This is a genomic window from Leeuwenhoekiella blandensis MED217, assembly GCF_000152985.1.
GTDB classification, from domain to species: Bacteria; Bacteroidota; Bacteroidia; order Flavobacteriales; family Flavobacteriaceae; genus Leeuwenhoekiella; species Leeuwenhoekiella blandensis.
On the sequence record NZ_CH672395.1, the window covers coordinates 982431 to 997422 of the forward strand.

At 38.7% G+C, this 14992-nt stretch carries 15 protein-coding genes and 1 riboswitch; of the genes, 6 read left to right on the plus strand and 9 right to left on the minus strand.

All coding sequences use genetic code 11. The features are described from left to right. Positions 1-40 precede the first annotated feature (40 nt). Both truA and MED217_RS04305 read left to right on the plus strand, forming a co-directional pair. Positions 41-832 (plus strand): tRNA pseudouridine(38-40) synthase TruA, encoded by a 792-nt coding sequence (gene truA / locus MED217_RS04300; protein ID WP_009779256.1) that lies wholly within the window; start codon positions 41-43, stop codon positions 830-832. Next, complete coding sequence (locus tag MED217_RS04305; protein ID WP_009779257.1) at positions 822-2591, plus strand: ABC transporter ATP-binding protein; 1770 nt, start codon at positions 822-824, stop codon at positions 2589-2591. Before truA ends, MED217_RS04305 begins: the two co-directional genes overlap by 11 nt. Here MED217_RS04305 and MED217_RS04310 read toward each other — a convergent pair. Together MED217_RS04310 and cdaA are read right to left on the minus strand one after the other, a co-directional pair. Then, entirely contained in the window at positions 2588-3436 is an 849-nt protein-coding gene (locus tag MED217_RS04310; RefSeq protein WP_009779258.1) for a DUF3667 domain-containing protein, read from the minus strand. The two genes, MED217_RS04305 and MED217_RS04310, sit on opposite strands and share 4 nt — an antisense overlap. A gap of 6 nt (positions 3437-3442) precedes the next feature. Continuing rightward, the gene (gene cdaA / locus MED217_RS04315; RefSeq protein ID WP_009779259.1) at positions 3443-4225 is read right to left on the minus strand and encodes a diadenylate cyclase CdaA; all 783 of its coding nucleotides are present in this window, start codon (positions 4223-4225) and stop codon (positions 3443-3445) included. A gap of 241 nt (positions 4226-4466) precedes the next feature. Here cdaA and MED217_RS04320 point away from each other — a divergent pair, with 241 nt between their 5' ends. From MED217_RS04320 to MED217_RS04330, 3 genes are all read left to right on the plus strand, one after another. Next, positions 4467-4826, plus strand: a complete 360-nt coding sequence (locus MED217_RS04320) for a BlaI/MecI/CopY family transcriptional regulator (RefSeq protein ID WP_009779260.1) — start codon at positions 4467-4469, stop codon at positions 4824-4826. Between the two features lies 1 nt (position 4827). Beyond that, on the plus strand, positions 4828-7071 hold the full coding sequence (locus tag MED217_RS04325; protein WP_009779261.1) for a M56 family metallopeptidase: 2244 nt from the start codon (positions 4828-4830) through the stop codon (positions 7069-7071). Between the two features lie 508 nt (positions 7072-7579). Beyond that, complete coding sequence (locus tag MED217_RS04330; protein ID WP_009779262.1) at positions 7580-7732, plus strand: hypothetical protein; 153 nt, start codon at positions 7580-7582, stop codon at positions 7730-7732. On the opposite strand, the gene MED217_RS04335 is transcribed toward MED217_RS04330, so the two are convergent. Continuing rightward, on the minus strand, positions 7729-8289 hold the full coding sequence (locus tag MED217_RS04335) for an adenine phosphoribosyltransferase (protein WP_316906982.1): 561 nt from the start codon (positions 8287-8289) through the stop codon (positions 7729-7731). The two genes, MED217_RS04330 and MED217_RS04335, sit on opposite strands and share 4 nt — an antisense overlap. Before the next feature lie 112 nt (positions 8290-8401). Between MED217_RS04335 and MED217_RS04340 the strand changes: the two genes are divergently transcribed. Next, positions 8402-8794: a DUF423 domain-containing protein gene (locus MED217_RS04340; RefSeq protein ID WP_009779264.1), complete on the plus strand. Its 393-nt coding sequence runs from the start codon at positions 8402-8404 to the stop codon at positions 8792-8794. 130 nt (positions 8795-8924) lie between these two features. Here MED217_RS04340 and MED217_RS04345 read toward each other — a convergent pair whose 3' ends face one another. From MED217_RS04345 to MED217_RS04370, 6 genes are all read right to left on the minus strand, one after another. Next, complete coding sequence (locus MED217_RS04345) at positions 8925-10928, minus strand: autotransporter outer membrane beta-barrel domain-containing protein (RefSeq protein ID WP_009779265.1); 2004 nt, start codon at positions 10926-10928, stop codon at positions 8925-8927. A gap of 360 nt (positions 10929-11288) precedes the next feature. Beyond that, positions 11289-11942: a thiaminase II gene (gene tenA, locus MED217_RS04350; protein WP_009779266.1), complete on the minus strand. Its 654-nt coding sequence runs from the start codon at positions 11940-11942 to the stop codon at positions 11289-11291. Further along, a complete protein-coding gene (thiD, locus tag MED217_RS04355) occupies positions 11929-12762 on the minus strand; it encodes a bifunctional hydroxymethylpyrimidine kinase/phosphomethylpyrimidine kinase (RefSeq protein ID WP_009779267.1) in 834 nt (277 codons plus the stop codon). The genes tenA and thiD overlap by 14 nt, the downstream gene beginning before the upstream one ends. Before the next feature lie 3 nt (positions 12763-12765). Further along, complete coding sequence (gene thiE, locus MED217_RS04360; RefSeq protein ID WP_009779268.1) at positions 12766-13428, minus strand: thiamine phosphate synthase; 663 nt, start codon at positions 13426-13428, stop codon at positions 12766-12768. Positions 13429-13430: 2 nt separating this feature from the next. Then, positions 13431-14225: a hydroxyethylthiazole kinase gene (thiM, locus tag MED217_RS04365; protein WP_009779269.1), complete on the minus strand. Its 795-nt coding sequence runs from the start codon at positions 14223-14225 to the stop codon at positions 13431-13433. Positions 14226-14279: 54 nt separating this feature from the next. Then, positions 14280-14373, minus strand: a riboswitch (TPP riboswitch). A gap of 49 nt (positions 14374-14422) precedes the next feature. Continuing rightward, entirely contained in the window at positions 14423-14896 is a 474-nt protein-coding gene (locus MED217_RS04370; RefSeq protein ID WP_009779270.1) for a hypothetical protein, read from the minus strand. Positions 14897-14992: the final 96 nt, after the last annotated feature.

Genomic DNA, 14992 nt, shown 5'->3' on the forward strand with positions numbered 1-14992 from the left:
AAGCAGGCTCTACTTTCAGAGCTGCTACAAAGATGTATCTTTGCACCTTCAATCACAAACAAGAGGCTTGCGGTATTTCATTGAGATAGCATACGACGGAACATCATATCACGGCTGGCAAAGGCAGCCGCAAAGTATCACAGTTCAAGAGGTTTTAGAGGAAGCCTTATCAACTTTATTACGGTCTGAAGTTCCTGTGGTGGGTGCCGGCCGAACAGATGCCGGGGTTCACGCGACACAGCTTTTTGCACATTTTGAGATTGAAGAATCCTATTCCTTTGAAGCCTTATCGCATTTAAAGTTTAGGTTGAATCGTTTTTTGCCGGAAGCTGTCGCTGTAAACGCGTTACTACCGGTTTCTGCCGAAGCGCACGCGCGTTTTGATGCGGTACGTCGAAGTTATGAATACAAAATTCATATGGTCAAAAATCCGTTTTTGGTCAATCAATCGTATTACTTTGAAAAACCTTTGAATGTTGATGCGATGAATGAAGCGGCTGCATTCCTTTTGGGAAGACAAGATTTTAAGTGTTTCAGCCGTTCAAAAACAGACGTTAAAACGTACATTTGCGAGATTACTGAAGCGAGATGGGATCAAGATGGTGCGCAATTGAAATTTAGTATTTCTGCAGATCGTTTTTTACGCAATATGGTACGGGCAATAGTAGGCACGCTGCTTGAAATTGGGCAGGGCAAATTAAAGCCTGCAGCTTTAAAAACGATTATAGCTAGCAGAACGCGATCTGAGGCTGGAGCATCGGCTCCGGCGCACGGTTTATATCTTACTGAAGTAGCTTACCCTAAAGAAATTTTTGAAAAATATGGCGAGTAGTAAAGGAAATGCATTTGATTTTGGCTTATTTAAAAAGCTTTTAAGCTATACCAAGCCGTATCAAGTACGCATGTATTTTGTTGCAATATCTGCGGTATTGATATCTATTTGTGCTGTACTTAGACCCATATATATCGAGTATGCGATCGATGAGGGGATGCAGCCCAAAGATATGGATAACCTGATCTACTATATTGGTTTGAGCCTGCTCGTACTTTTGGGCGAATCTATCTTTCAGTTGCTTTTTATCTACTTTGCCAACTGGCTGGGGCAGCAAGTGGTACTTGATATTCGTGCCAAGCTTTTTAAGCATATGATCTACTTCAAAATGCAGTACTACGATAAATCTGCTGTAGGAAGGTTGGTAACTCGTGCCGTAAATGATATTGAAACCATTGCGAGTATTTTCAGTCAGGGGTTGTTTATGATTATAAGCGATCTGCTTAAAATGCTTGTCATTGCAGGTGTGATGCTTTATAAGAGTTGGCAGTTGTCGTTGATCGTTTTTGCGATACTTCCGTTTATTCTTTATGCGACCCGCGTTTTTCAGCAGAAAATGAAAGTAGCTTTTGAAGAAGTGCGTACGCAGGTTGCCAATCTTAATTCGTTTGTTCAGGAGCGTGTGACCGGAATGAAAATCGTTCAGATCTTTTCGCGTGAAGCGGTGGAACGTAAAAAGTTCAATGAGATCAATCAAAAGCATATGAAGGCGTGGAATAAGACGGTCTGGTACAACTCAATCTTTTTTCCCATAGCAGAAATGGTCACTTCAATAACCATTGGTTTGCTCGTGTGGTATGGTGGTTTGCGAGCAGCACAAAGCGATGTGATCACTATAGGTCTGGTAACTGCGTTTATTCAATTTTCTCAAATGCTTTTTACGCCTTTACGTCAAATTGCAGATAAGTTTAACACACTGCAAATGGGAATGGTTGCGGCAAATCGAGTTTTTGGTATTCTAGAAACTGAAGCGCGTATAGAAGATAAAGGTACGCATTTATTAAGCGGCATAAAAGGTGATCTCAGTTTTGAAGATGTGCGTTTTAGTTATGTGCAGGATGAAGAAGTTTTACGTGGGGTCAATCTTGAAGTAAAAGCAGGCGAGACGGTTGCAATTGTAGGTTCTACCGGTGCCGGAAAATCTACGATCATCAATCTTCTTGGACGTTTTTATGAAATAGATAGCGGTACCATTAAGATCGATGGTGTTGACATTCGAGATGTTCAGGTGGCTTCTTTGCGTTCTGAAATTGCAGTGGTGTTACAAGATGTATTCTTATTTGCAGATTCTATATTGAATAACATCACGCTTAATAATCCTGAAATCAGTGAGGAAGATGTCGTTGCCGCCGCAAAGGCCATTGGTGTAGATCAATTTATAAGCAGTTTGCCTAATGGCTATCATTATAATGTAAAAGAACGCGGAGCCATGTTATCTAGTGGTCAGCGTCAGCTTATCGCATTCTTAAGGGCTTATGTGAGCAATCCTAGTATTCTGGTTTTAGATGAAGCGACTTCTTCAGTAGATTCTAACAGCGAATATTTAATTCAGAAAGCAATCAATAAAATCACAAAAGGCCGCACATCTATTGTGATTGCGCACCGTCTTGCAACCATCAAAAAAGCAGATAAAATCATCGTGATGGAAAAAGGTCAGATCGTTGAAATGGGAAGCCATAAAGAACTTCTACAAGTAGAGAACGGTCATTATCGCAATCTGCATGAAGTACAGTTTGCAGCCAATCAAGAGCCGGCTTAAGCTTTGCTAGCTTCGGCTTGCTTTATACTTTCAAAAAGTTCGTCAAACATCCCCATCTTAACCATAATGGCGATGGAGATCACTGAAATTATGATCAAGAAAACACTCCCGATTACAGCAAATAAGGAGGTTTTTAAAATAAGGTTGAAGATATTTAGACGATAAAGGCGCTTGAGTACATAGCAGGTATAGAAAATATAGGCAAACATCGCCAGAAAGCTAAACATGCTATATAAAGATGACGACCACATGGTTAAAATAACCAAAAAATAAAAAGTAAGGTTGATGTGGCTAAAAGCATACAGATAGATCACCATATGCTCTAAGTAATTGAATTGTTTGTAATTCCAGAAAACAAGGCGTGAAATTAAAGCATAAATAGGGATGCTAAGTATGCTCAATAAGGCTTGATATTCTGTTAAGCCAAGGGTTATTTTTTTGACCAAATTCATCTGAATTTGATTTTGAGTAGCGGGTACTGCCATTTCATCAAAAAAATCGTCTATAAAATATTCTTTAATCACAAACACGTAAATACCCGCAAAAGAAAGTGATAAAGCAAAATAGCCAAATGCAGAAATGTATTTTTTTCTTACCCCGTTGATGTAACCTCCAATAACATCTTCAGGTTTGGTAAAAAGCGCTAGAAATGTTTTAGGGAAGGCGCCGTCAATACTCAAAAACCGATCATTAAAATCCTCGAGAAGATTTTTAAAAGTGATGCGATTCTTGATTATTTTGCCACCACAACTGTCACAAAAGGCCGCATTAGGAGGAAGGTTTTTTAAGCAGTTTCTGCAATAATCAACAACCACCAGTTTGCTATCTGATTTTTCGGTTTTCATAGGAGTTTAGCTAAGGTCCTTTCTCAAAATCTCAATAAGTTCGGTTAAGTTTTTAAATAAGACAAACTCACCATCTTTAAGGTAACTAATGTTTCCGGTCTCTTCGCTCACTACCAATGCAACCGCATCTGTTTTTTCAGTAATGCCTACTGCAGCGCGATGTCGTAAGCCAAAACGCAAAGGAATATTACGCTCATTAGAAACCGGTAAAATTGCCCGTGTGGCGACAATCGTGTTATCTTCAATTATGGCAGCCCCATCGTGTAGTGTCGAATTTTTAAAGAAGATACTTTCAAGAATGGGACGATTCACTTCTATATTCATTTGATCTCCCGTTTGCTTGACAAAATCTAATTGTGTGGTTCGCTGAATTACAATTAGCGCTCCGGTACGCGTCTGTCCCATTTTATCGCATGCATCAATAATTTCTTCGACTTTTGTTTTAGAAGTGTCTTGTGCTTCGTCCTGAAGAAATTTGATGTGTTTTAAAAGGCCTGTCTTACGACCAATATTGGTAGACCCAATCATAAGTAGAAACTTTCTGATTTCCTGTTGAAAAACCACAATAAGTGCAAACATTCCAGCACCTATAAACTGTCCCAGAATGGTACTCAGCATTTCCATCTGGAGCAATTGTGTGATTTTCCACATCACCCAAATGATACAAATTCCCAGAAAAATATTTATGGCGACAGTTCCCTTTACCAGTTTATATAAGTAGTAGAGTAGGGTAGCCACCAAAACAATATCGACAAGATCGAGTATTCTGAAATTTTCGAGTAGATCCAAAGGTTAGCTGTTTTTGTAAAAATAGGGTAAAAGTTGCGGTTGTCTAAGTTAAACAATAGGATAATATCTGCTTGAAATAAACCGCATCAAAAACCAAAATCTTAACATAACTATAAAAATAGTTGTGTAACTAATTTTTTCGTTTTATGTTTGTTGAAAGGAAATATGTATAAAGGCTCGTTGAGATTTAGCTCTTTATATTTTTAATTAGTTCACCAAGAATCAACTTAAAAACCTCCAGATGGAAAAATTGACCAATAAAGAAGAAGAGATAATGCACATTATATGGAAGCTTGAGAAAGCCTTTGTAAAGGAGGTTCAGGCAGGTTTAGAGGATGAGAATTTGCATTATAATACGGTTTCTACAATCGTGCGTAATCTTGAAGAAAAGGGTTTTGTAGGGCACAAGGCTTTTGGAAAAACACATCAATATTACCCGGTAATTAGCAGAGAAGCTTATGGGAAACGCTTTTGGAATGAAGCGACCCGACGCTTTTTTGACAGTTCGTACAAAAACATGGTTTCATTTTTTGCAAAGGAAGAAAAAATCACTGCAGATGAACTTCGCGAAATTTTAGAAATCATAGAAAATAAAAAATAAGATGGAAGCACTCATATATCTTTTTAAAGCCGGTGTGATACTGTTGTTCTTTTATATGATCTACATCTTTTTATTGAAAGATGAAACCTTTTTTAGATCAAACAGACAGTTCCTGTTAACCGGAATTATAGCTTCTTTCCTGGCTCCGTTGCTCGTGTTAAAGCGCACGGTCTATAAAGAAATGCCTGCGATGGATTTTGATTTCTTATCTGACGTAAATACACAGGTAGCTGTAAATGCTTCAAATGAACCAAGTATAGATTTCTGGCAAATAGCAGCACTAATTTATGGGGCAGGACTGGCGGTTATGCTGGTCGCTTTTGGGAGAAAACTTTATCAGATTTTTTCATTTATAAAATCATCAAGACAATATACTTCTAATGGTTTTCGGTTTGTACAGGTTGATGGTTTAGATTCTCCGTTTTCGTTTTTCAATACCATTGTGCTTGATGCGCGCGCACATTCTGAAGAAGATCTGGAGATGATCATTATGCACGAGCAGGAACACGCCCGTCAAAATCATAGTATAGACGTTTTGCTGGTACAGCTGGCACTTACGGCACAGTGGTTCAATCCTGTGGCTTGGCTTTATAAAAACGCGGTAATAGAAAATCTGGAATATTTGGCAGATGCAGCGACCGTAAATCAAGTTCAAAATCAAAAGAGTTACCAACTCGCGTTGGTTAAGGTAGCAGCGCCCAAACTGGCGCCGGCTTTGACCAATTCCTTTTATCAATCATTCATCAAAAAACGAATAGTTATGTTAAACAAGCAATCATCAAGCGAATTTAGAAAATGGAAAATGCTCCTCGTCGTGCCCATACTTGGCGCATTTATGTGGAGTTTTAACGTGAAGGAAGAGATCAAGTACACTTCAGAAAAGGCATTGTCGACTACAGAAAACACGGCTGCTGTAATGTATTTAACTTCCTCAAGTAATGTTGAAGAACTGTTGGCAATAGAGCAGTATTTTGAAACTGAAATTCCTCAGGTAGATTTAAAAATACAAGAAGTGCAGCGTGATGCATCAGGCACAATTACCGGCTTTGCCATTTATACGCGATTTGAAGGAGAGAATGATTTTAAAAAGAATCTGGAGTTAAAAACTGAAGACGCGCAAACCGAAGCATTTGAGTATGCTTTAGGTTATGATGATTCGAGTATAGCAATCGTAGACGTCAAAAACGGAATAACAAAAACGCTCATTACAAAAGATGGTGTACAAGGATTTGTATTAGATGCTAAGGTTAAAAATGCCTTGTCTTCGCCTTCTCAAAGTACAGCAAAAATGAGCCTGCCAGAGATTATAGAAGATGCTCCGTCCAAATCATCCAAAGATACCCAGCGATCGGGATCTAAGCCTTTTAAAAAGATTATAACACCGTCAACTTCTGAAAGTGAGATCAAAGCTATCGTGAGTGAGTTAGACACCGAGTATGATGTAGCTATGCGATTTTCTAGACTGAAATATAATGATGCAGGAGAAATCTCAAGAATTAAAATTGAGGTTGAGGATCGCAAAACCGGGAATAAAGCTTCTGCTAGTTACAACAGAGACGAAAACGCAATCGTACCTATCGCTGTTTACAGAAGTGCGGATGGGACTTTTGGAGTGGTATCTGGTCAGAATTCAATAGTGCAGCGCAGTGCAATGGCTAAAGAAGAACTTGAACAACGCCGCGCAGAAATGGAGCTTCGACGTGCGGAGATGGAAGAGCGCAGAGAAGAGATGATGCTGCGTAGAGAGGGGATGATGGAAAAGCTAAAGGATTCTACTGAGTGGAACACAGAAATGAAGGCTAGAATGGAAGAGCGCCAGGCTGAAATGGAAAAACGCAAAGAAGAAATTGAAGCACGTATGGAAGAACGTCGTGTTAAAATGCAGGAGCGTGAAGAAGAACTGCGTATTAGAGTGAAAGAACGGATGCTTCTGGAGGCAGATAGTGTTTTTGTTGAAAGAGAGCGCCCTATAAATGCTTCAGAGTATAGCAATGCTAATAACAAACAAACTCAAAACATATATTACAGAGTGCGCCAACCGCAGCATGCTTCAAACGTAATTTTTGTTATTGATGGTAAGGTAATCGAAGATAAAGACTTTGACTTTAAATCAATAGATATAAAAACCATCGAATCTATAAGTGTTCTAAAAGGAAAAGAGCCAACAAAGAAGTATAAAAAGTATATAGATGATGACACAGAAGGTGTTATTGAGATCAATACTAAGAAATCAAAAAAGGATTAAAATAACCCATTCATCAATCAAAATTGAAAACCGATGTTACACTTACTAACATCGGTTTTTTTGTGCTCAAAAAGATGAAAATCAATTTTTTCAATTAAAAAGAGCGCTTTTTTGCCTTGAGAATTTGAAAAGTACTTAAATAACGTCTTGAAATGTTTTAATTATAAACTTCAACTTCGTTTTTAATTGACGATTGAAATGCGGATTAAACTGTTGGGGTTTTATTTTTTTAGAATACGCATTTTTTTAATTACAATACTGTATTTAAATACATTAATATTTGATGAAAACCTTGTAGATATTGTTTTTACTTCCGTATTTGTGGTCAAATAAATTTTTAACAATCAAAAAATCAATAGTATGGTCACTTTAGTTTTAACAATCATCGAGACAATATTTGGATAATCACAAATAAGTCTTAACATATTCTGGAAGCGCGCACAGAGTACTGTTAAATGTCTAAATTTGAGTAATCTGAATCTCTAATTTGTTAGAAGCTATCGCAACTATGAAAAAACGATTTTTTAAAACATTAGCCAGGATCAATAAAAAAATACTACCTAGCCTTACCAAAAAAGAAGTAGACTTAGCCAAAGCCAGTAAAGTACAGTTGGCTCTTTTTGGTTATAAACTATGGGTCACTAAAAATGCATTAGACTAATAATGCATTAAGCTATGTAAAGCATAATCTTCAAGTTTTGCTCTTCCATCTAGAAAACCTAATTCTAGTAAAAAATTACATTGCACTACGGTGCCTCCACATTGCTCTATCAATTTGCAAGCAGCAGCAGCCGTCCCGCCGGTAGCTAAAATATCATCGTGAACTACTACCTGATCACCTTCTTGAATCGCATTCTCCTGAATTTCGATAGTGTCTTCACCATATTCTAAAGCATAAGTTTCCTTGATAATTGCTCCGGGTAATTTACCGGGTTTTCTAATAGGAACGAAACCAACTCCCATCTTTTGAGCAAGAGCCAAGCCTAGTAAAAAGCCTCTACTCTCAATGCCTACAATTTTTGTCACATTGATTTCGTGTAAACCTTTGGCGAGTTGATCAATCGCATAGTTTGTAGCTTTTGAAGAAGCGAGAAGTGGGCAAATATCTTTAAAAATAATTCCTTCTTTAGGAAAGTCCGGGACGTCCTTGACGTATGTTTTTAAGTTCATATGTAGAATATAGAAATTTTCTAGCTTATGCTTTATAAATTTAATCATAAACTCAGTCAATTGGTAGCGCTGCAGAATAGAAGATTGATTTGTTTCTTTCAAAGCAGCCTTTACTAAATGTAAGCGATTACCTTTGCATTCCTCAAAATTGAAGACTTATATGGAAACTATTTTACTCAGTCAGTTTTTTGCAGCGTTTTACGGTTTTTTGGCCATCGTTCTTGGCGCCTTCGGAGCGCACGCGTTGAAAAAGCGTTTTACAGCCGATCAAATGGCTAGTTTTGAAACGGGAGTGAAATACCAGATGTATCACGCCATACTGCTTTTGATTTTAAGTTTCAATCTAAATTTTAATACCGTATTAGAAGAAGTGATGATCAATTGCTTTGTTTTCGGAACGCTTTTATTCTCGTTCTCCATTTATGGTTTGTGTATAAGTGGAGCTTCTGGTAAGAAATGGAAATTCTTGGGACCGGTAACACCTTTAGGTGGTTTGCTGCTTGCTACGGGATGGCTCTTGCTGCTGTATTCTTTTATTGAAGATTTTTTATAGTAGCCCCTCCAAGCATTCGTAATAAAAAGAATCGATTTTTTAGGAATACTTCGGGATATCAATTTCTAAGCGATATCAATAAAAAAGGCCTCATTTGAGGCCTTTTTCAATTTTAAGAACTACAACTAGTTTAATTGTTGTAAAGATAAAGTGACGAAGCCGAAGCTAATGTATTGTTCACTGAAGGCGCAATATTTCCACTTGTGGTAAGTGCATTACTGAAACCAAGGACTGCACCGGTAGCAATATCTGAAACAAAGATGGTCTTTGTTTTATGATCGTAAGCAACATCGATAGGATTATTCATTAAGGTGCTTAATCCTTCAATGATGTTCTGATCTGCAGTGCTAATCGTTCCACCATCACTGGTCGCATCTATTACCGTTGAAAAATCTGCGATCACGTTAATTCCACCGTCAATGGCACCACCTGCAGCAAGACCAATATCTGTCATTACCAGAACATCATCAGCAGCACTATAAGTAATTCCATGAGTACGCGTGATTCCTGAAATCGTAACACGTTTAGTAGGTGTTATGCTTCCATCCATTGTATTACTGAAGAAATCTTCAAAAATGGCTAGGTCGCTCGTGGTATCAACAACTGCTAGCAAATCGTCTCCTTTGAAGGCAACGCCCCAAACCGGAAATCCGGGATCAAAGGTGTTTTCTAAAGTAAATGAACTACCATTGTAAGAATACACATAGAACATATTTGCAGGATTGTCTGCAACTACTACCTTGTTGCCGTACACCGCAATTTCACGTGGACTTGAAGTCGCTAGATCTGCTGTGAAAGCAGCTGTAGCACTTGCACCGCTGGTAAGGCTTGAAAAATCACTATAATATTGTAACTCACCTTCTGAGCGAGATCCTAACAACAGCGCATCATTTAAAGCATTATAATAAATACCTTCAGAACTTGAGGAAGCACTGCTTATCATATTGACCATAGCACCTGTTTCATCGTAGACTGTAATAGTTCCGTCTGCGGTAGAGGTGGTGTATAAACGCGTCATTTGATTCATTGACGCCATACCTGTATTTCCATCGGTTTCATCGCTTGAAAAGTAAATTGAAGAAGCTGTCGCCAAATCAATCTCTAAGCTTGGACTTATATCTCCGCCATCACCATAATTTGTAAATCCTAGAATTTTACCGTTACCTACTTCTGCAATATAAACTGCACCGGTTTCAGAATCATAAGCGACATCAATAGGATTTCCCATTAAGGTTGAAGCACCTGCAATACGGGTTTGCATCCCTACAGGCAGCACATCTCCATCAGAAAGCGCATCAAATTTTGTTGAAAAGTCATTAATCACGTGGAAGCCTCCATCATCTGTAGCATTAGATGCTGCACCTATGTCGGTCATAATCATTACATCATTGGTTCCATCATAAGTCAGACCATGTGTGCGCACGATACCTTCAATGGTAACGCGTTTGGAAGGATTCATCATACCGTCCATCGCATTTACGATAAAGTCTGAGAAGACTGCAAGATCACTTGTTGTGTCTACTACAGCGTAGAGGTCATTTCCTTTAAAAGCGATTCCCCAAACCGGGAACGGAATTTCAACAGTATAGTAGAGCGCAAAGCTGTTTCCTACTTTATAGTATACAAAGAACTTGTTTTCGCCATTATCTGCAACTACATAATAATCGCCGCTAACAGCCAGTTCACGCGGACTATTCAAATCTGTAAAAGTGCTGAACGAAGCATTTATGGTTGCATTACCAAGAGTACTCGTACCTGCATACGCGTCAAGCATCAAATCCGATCTTGAAGCTTGTACAAGGAGGTCTGCATCTGCGTCGTAATAAATACCTTCAGCGGCTGTTGAGGTTGTGGTGTAGGTTACAATAGAGTCACCAGACACACTATACTTTGTAATGTTCCCATCAGTATTATTGGTTACATAAAGGTCTGCGCGTCTTCCTGGATTGGTTGCCATTTCGCAAGGCATACACGAACCACCGCAATCGACGCCGGTTTCATCTCCATTCATAATACCGTCACTACATGTTGGTTCTTCAATCACGATCGTGTTGGTATCGTCGTCGTTATTACATGAAGTAAGCGTGAAAACCGCGATTGCGATTACGCTAATTTTTGTAAAAATTGTTTTCATAAAATGCTGATTTTGATTAGAAATTTTGAAAAATCTTTTGTTTAATTCAATAAGACTTACGGAATCAGCAGTGAGGTGGGTTTTTGAAGTAATGCTAAAATTAAGTTAAAAGATTAATGTTGAGTGGTTTAAACGATTTAGCCTAATTCTGAATTCCTAAATGAAAAAGCCCCAAGCTAAGTAGCTCGGGGCTTTTGAATATATAATTAACGCTAAATTTAATTTTCAATTCTGATGGCGGCTAATCCAAATAAATAAAATGAAAATCACTTTGTTAATTGTAACACTACTTAAGAGACGCTGCTTTTTGATATGCGTGACAATTTTTTATTTGAATTAATAATTATTTAACAATAGCCGTTAAAATGGCCATTTCCGTAAGGCTGAAGCACTATCCCAAAACATAAATTCTAGTTGGCTCGCAGTGTAAAAAGCAGCGTGCATACGTTCTTGCTGTTGTGAAGTGCAGGTTGCAGCGACGCGATCACAAGTTTTAATGGCCTGATCAACTAGAAGTCCAAATTCTTCACCGGCATAAGTATCAATCCATTTTTGATACGGGTTGTTTTTTGTTTTCTGATTCTTGAGAATTTTATCGCCTACTTTTTTATAAATCCAGAAACAAGGTAAAACCGCCGCCATTGCAACTTCGACCTGATCTAGAGCAGCTGTACTTTTTAAAAAGTGCGCATAATGGTGTGAGGTAGGTCCTATGGGCCCGGTTTTATCAATATTGAATTCCTTGAAAAAAGATTCGTGCAACGCATTTTCAACAACGATGGCACCTTCAGCAAAACGGGTGAATGTAAGTATGTCTTCAACATCGTGTGCACGTGCAGCAATCAAAGCAAGAGCTCGACCAAAATTTTCCAGATAACTGGAGTCTTGTAAAACATAAAATTGAAACTGTTCTAGCGGAAGTGTGCCTTCAGTTAATTGTGTGATAAAAGGCATATTTAGAATTTCGGTATAAATGCCTTCAATACGCTTCCAGCTTTCTTTACTCCAACTCATATTTGACTAATTTTTGAGGATTGAAAAAATGATTTAAAGGTCCGTTGCCTTTTCCGATTTTGACCTCTTTAGCGTGATAAATTGCCTGATGTACATATTCCTGAGCTTTGGTGACCGAATTCAAAAGGCTGTTCTTTTGTGCGAGAAAGGAAGCTATAGCAGAAGAAAGCGTGCATCCCGAGCCATGCATATTTTGAGTTTCAAACTTTTCAAATTCAAACTCATCTACGGTCTTATCAGGACCAAAGAATAGCGAGGTCAAAAGATCAGATTTTAAATGTCCACCTTTGAGAAGTACAGATTTACAACTTAAATCAAGGATTTTGTTTCCTGCGATACGCATGTCTTCAATGGTTTCAACGGGCATCTGAGCAAGAATTGCGGCTTCGTCCATGTTTGGCGTAATCACATCTGCCAGCGGAAAAAGCAGTTCAGTAATACTTTTTATTGTCTCATCTTCGATGAGTTTATGTCCGCTTGTAGCGACCATCACAGGGTCAAAAACCACTGGGATTTTTGGATAATTTTTGAGTTTTGCTGCGATCGTTTCTACCAACTCCGGCGTGTGAACCATTCCTATTTTTATAGCGGAAGGCTGTATATCGTCAAAAATAGAATCGAGTTGTTCTTTTACAACCGAGGTAGGAATACTGAAAATCGATTGAACCCCGGTGGTATTTTGTACCGGAAGCGCAGTAAGAACAGTTGTTGCATAACAGCCCAAAGCAGAAATGGTTTTAAGATCGGCTTGAATACCTGCGCCACCGCTTCCATCAAATCCAGCAATACTCAGAACTGTGGGATACTGATACTTTTTCATAGACTAAAGATTAAGGAGATTGGCTCTGTTTTTTAATCCTTTCTGAATTTCTTTCCGAAGGAGTTGCGCTGCGTTTTTAGGTTTTGGTGCTGCACATATTGCCGAGACCACCGCAATACAGTCAGCGCCGGCTTCTACCACTTGTCTGGCATTAGACGCATTCATATTGCCAATTGCAACCAAAGGTTTTTGTGTAATAGACCTGACTTTTCGCACTCCGTCAAAACCCCAAGTCGTCACCGTATCGGTTTTTGTTGAGGTGCTAAATACCGGACTTATTCCTAAATAATCTGAAGTATAGGTTTGTTCATTATACAGTTGCTCGAGGTATTCTATGGAATAGCCTAAAAGCCTGCAAGATTCCCAAGACTTTCTGATTGTTGTAGGCGGCATATCAGAATTACCTACGTGAATTCCAGCCGCTTTACATTGTGTCGCAATTTCCAGATTATCATTGATAATGAGCGGCACCTCGTAGCGGTCAAGAAGTTCTTTAAGTTCAAAAGCTTTATTCAAAAAGGCTTGAGGCGTATCATTTTTTTCTCGTAATTGAACAAGATCGACACCACCTTGAACCGCAGCTTCGGCAACTTCTAAGAAGTTTCTGCCAAGACAGGCTTCTTCAGAAATAACCAAGTACAACTGGTATGGAAATGGTTTTTCCATAATTAAGCTAAGATTGTAGTGGTATTTAAAAATTCAGTTTCTGAAATGTTGTGCAATTTGTCTAGAATTCCAACTTGCAAACTTCCGGGGCCCGTACTGTTTTGAGCTGCAAGTTCACCAGCAACCGCCATCAAAGCCGTAGCTGCAACAGCTGCTTCCGTTCTATTCGGAATAACAGCGATAAAAGCGGCCAAAAGTGCTGTGGCAGAACATCCCATCCCAGTGATTTTAGTCATCAGTGGATCGCCGTTTTTCAATTGGGTGATGCCTGCTTCAGAAACAATGATATCTACAGCACCTGAAATAACTACAACAGCACCAAATTTTTCATTCAGAAATTGCGCTGCCTCAACGGCTTCAAGACTTGACGAAGTACTGTCTACACCTTTAGTTGCTGTTTTGTTGTGCTTTGCCAAGGCTAGAATCTCTGAAGCATTCCCACGTATCGCTGTGGGTTTCATTGTAAGAAGTTCGCTTAAAACTTCATCTCGGTAAGCGGTCGCTCCAGCACCTACAGGATCCAGGATCCAGGGTTTGTTGTTTTGATTTGCAGCAGTAACTGCAAGTTTCATCGATTCAACCCAATATTCATCAAGGGTACCAATATTGATCACCAGAGCTTGACAAATAGCTTGCATGCTTTGCATTTCGGGATGTGCGTGTGCCATAATTGGTGAAGCGCCTGCAGCAAGAAGTGCATTTGCCGTGTTGTTCATTACTACATAATTGGTGATGCTTTGTACCAGTGGTGCTTGTTTGCGAACGTTTGTGATATGTTTCCAGAGTAACTCTTTCATAGTCTTGTTTTAAAAATAGTAAACGGCTATAGAGTTACTTCAAAGAAGAAGTGAAGATAAAAATATACTTTTCCCTACGCTGGTATTAACCAAACAGGTTCAAAGGGACTCTCTCAATTCTAAATTTAGAATACCCCTAAAGCCAGATCAAATATAAAAGTTATATGCTGAATGCAGCCAGAGATTTTGCAATAATTCTATAGGAGCGCTGCTGAAAGTTGATGAACGGGTTGCTTGTTTTCAAATTCAAAAAGTTTAGAATAGTCCATTACATTCTCAATACCATCAAGCTTACACATAAGCGCAACAGCTTCGCACATACCATTAAACATAACCTCTTTTGAGGTACGGTCAACTTTAGATTCAGAACGTCTTGAAAGTGGCAATTTGTAGCCACAACCTTTTAAAAAAGCAGCTTCAATTTGTAGCAATTCAAGTGGGGCATAGCCTCCAAAAGTTCTACCCAGCGATTGATGCACTTTGCCTACGTAGGTCAATTTGTGACTTCCGTGCCCTTCGGTAAGATGCTTCCAACTGTCTGTGTTGTCTAGAATATTACCCACAGCACAATGTTTGCAACATTCAGGATTGAGACTCTCGTTGTGAAAGGCGGTATAGAGTTTTTGTATAGCCTGATCAAATCTTTTTGAAGCTTGCATCATCTTTTTCATTTTTGATAAAGTTACAAAATTTGAGAGGTATCTTTTTAGCTTTCAGTAGGTCATACTTATAAATTTGCTCTATTTTTGAGTAGCGCTTAACTCAAT

Coding starts and splice junctions, on each gene's coding strand:
- thiD (WP_009779267.1), bottom strand. CDS start 12,762: ATGAAAAAGTATCAGTATCCCACAGTTCTGAGTATTGCTGGATTTGAT.
- MED217_RS04330 (WP_009779262.1), top strand. CDS start 7,580: ATGAAAAAACGATTTTTTAAAACATTAGCCAGGATCAATAAAAAAATA.
- MED217_RS04370 (WP_009779270.1), bottom strand. CDS start 14,896: ATGAAAAAGATGATGCAAGCTTCAAAAAGATTTGATCAGGCTATACAA.
- MED217_RS04345 (WP_009779265.1), bottom strand. CDS start 10,928: ATGAAAACAATTTTTACAAAAATTAGCGTAATCGCAATCGCGGTTTTC.
- MED217_RS04310 (WP_009779258.1), bottom strand. CDS start 3,436: ATGAAAACCGAAAAATCAGATAGCAAACTGGTGGTTGTTGATTATTGC.
- thiE (WP_009779268.1), bottom strand. CDS start 13,428: ATGGAAAAACCATTTCCATACCAGTTGTACTTGGTTATTTCTGAAGAA.
- MED217_RS04325 (WP_009779261.1), top strand. CDS start 4,828: ATGGAAGCACTCATATATCTTTTTAAAGCCGGTGTGATACTGTTGTTC.
- MED217_RS04335 (WP_316906982.1), bottom strand. CDS start 8,289: ATGATTAAATTTATAAAGCATAAGCTAGAAAATTTCTATATTCTACAT.
- MED217_RS04340 (WP_009779264.1), top strand. CDS start 8,402: ATGGAAACTATTTTACTCAGTCAGTTTTTTGCAGCGTTTTACGGTTTT.
- thiM (WP_009779269.1), bottom strand. CDS start 14,225: ATGAAAGAGTTACTCTGGAAACATATCACAAACGTTCGCAAACAAGCA.
- MED217_RS04320 (WP_009779260.1), top strand. CDS start 4,467: ATGGAAAAATTGACCAATAAAGAAGAAGAGATAATGCACATTATATGG.
- MED217_RS04305 (WP_009779257.1), top strand. CDS start 822: ATGGCGAGTAGTAAAGGAAATGCATTTGATTTTGGCTTATTTAAAAAG.
- tenA (WP_009779266.1), bottom strand. CDS start 11,942: ATGAGTTGGAGTAAAGAAAGCTGGAAGCGTATTGAAGGCATTTATACC.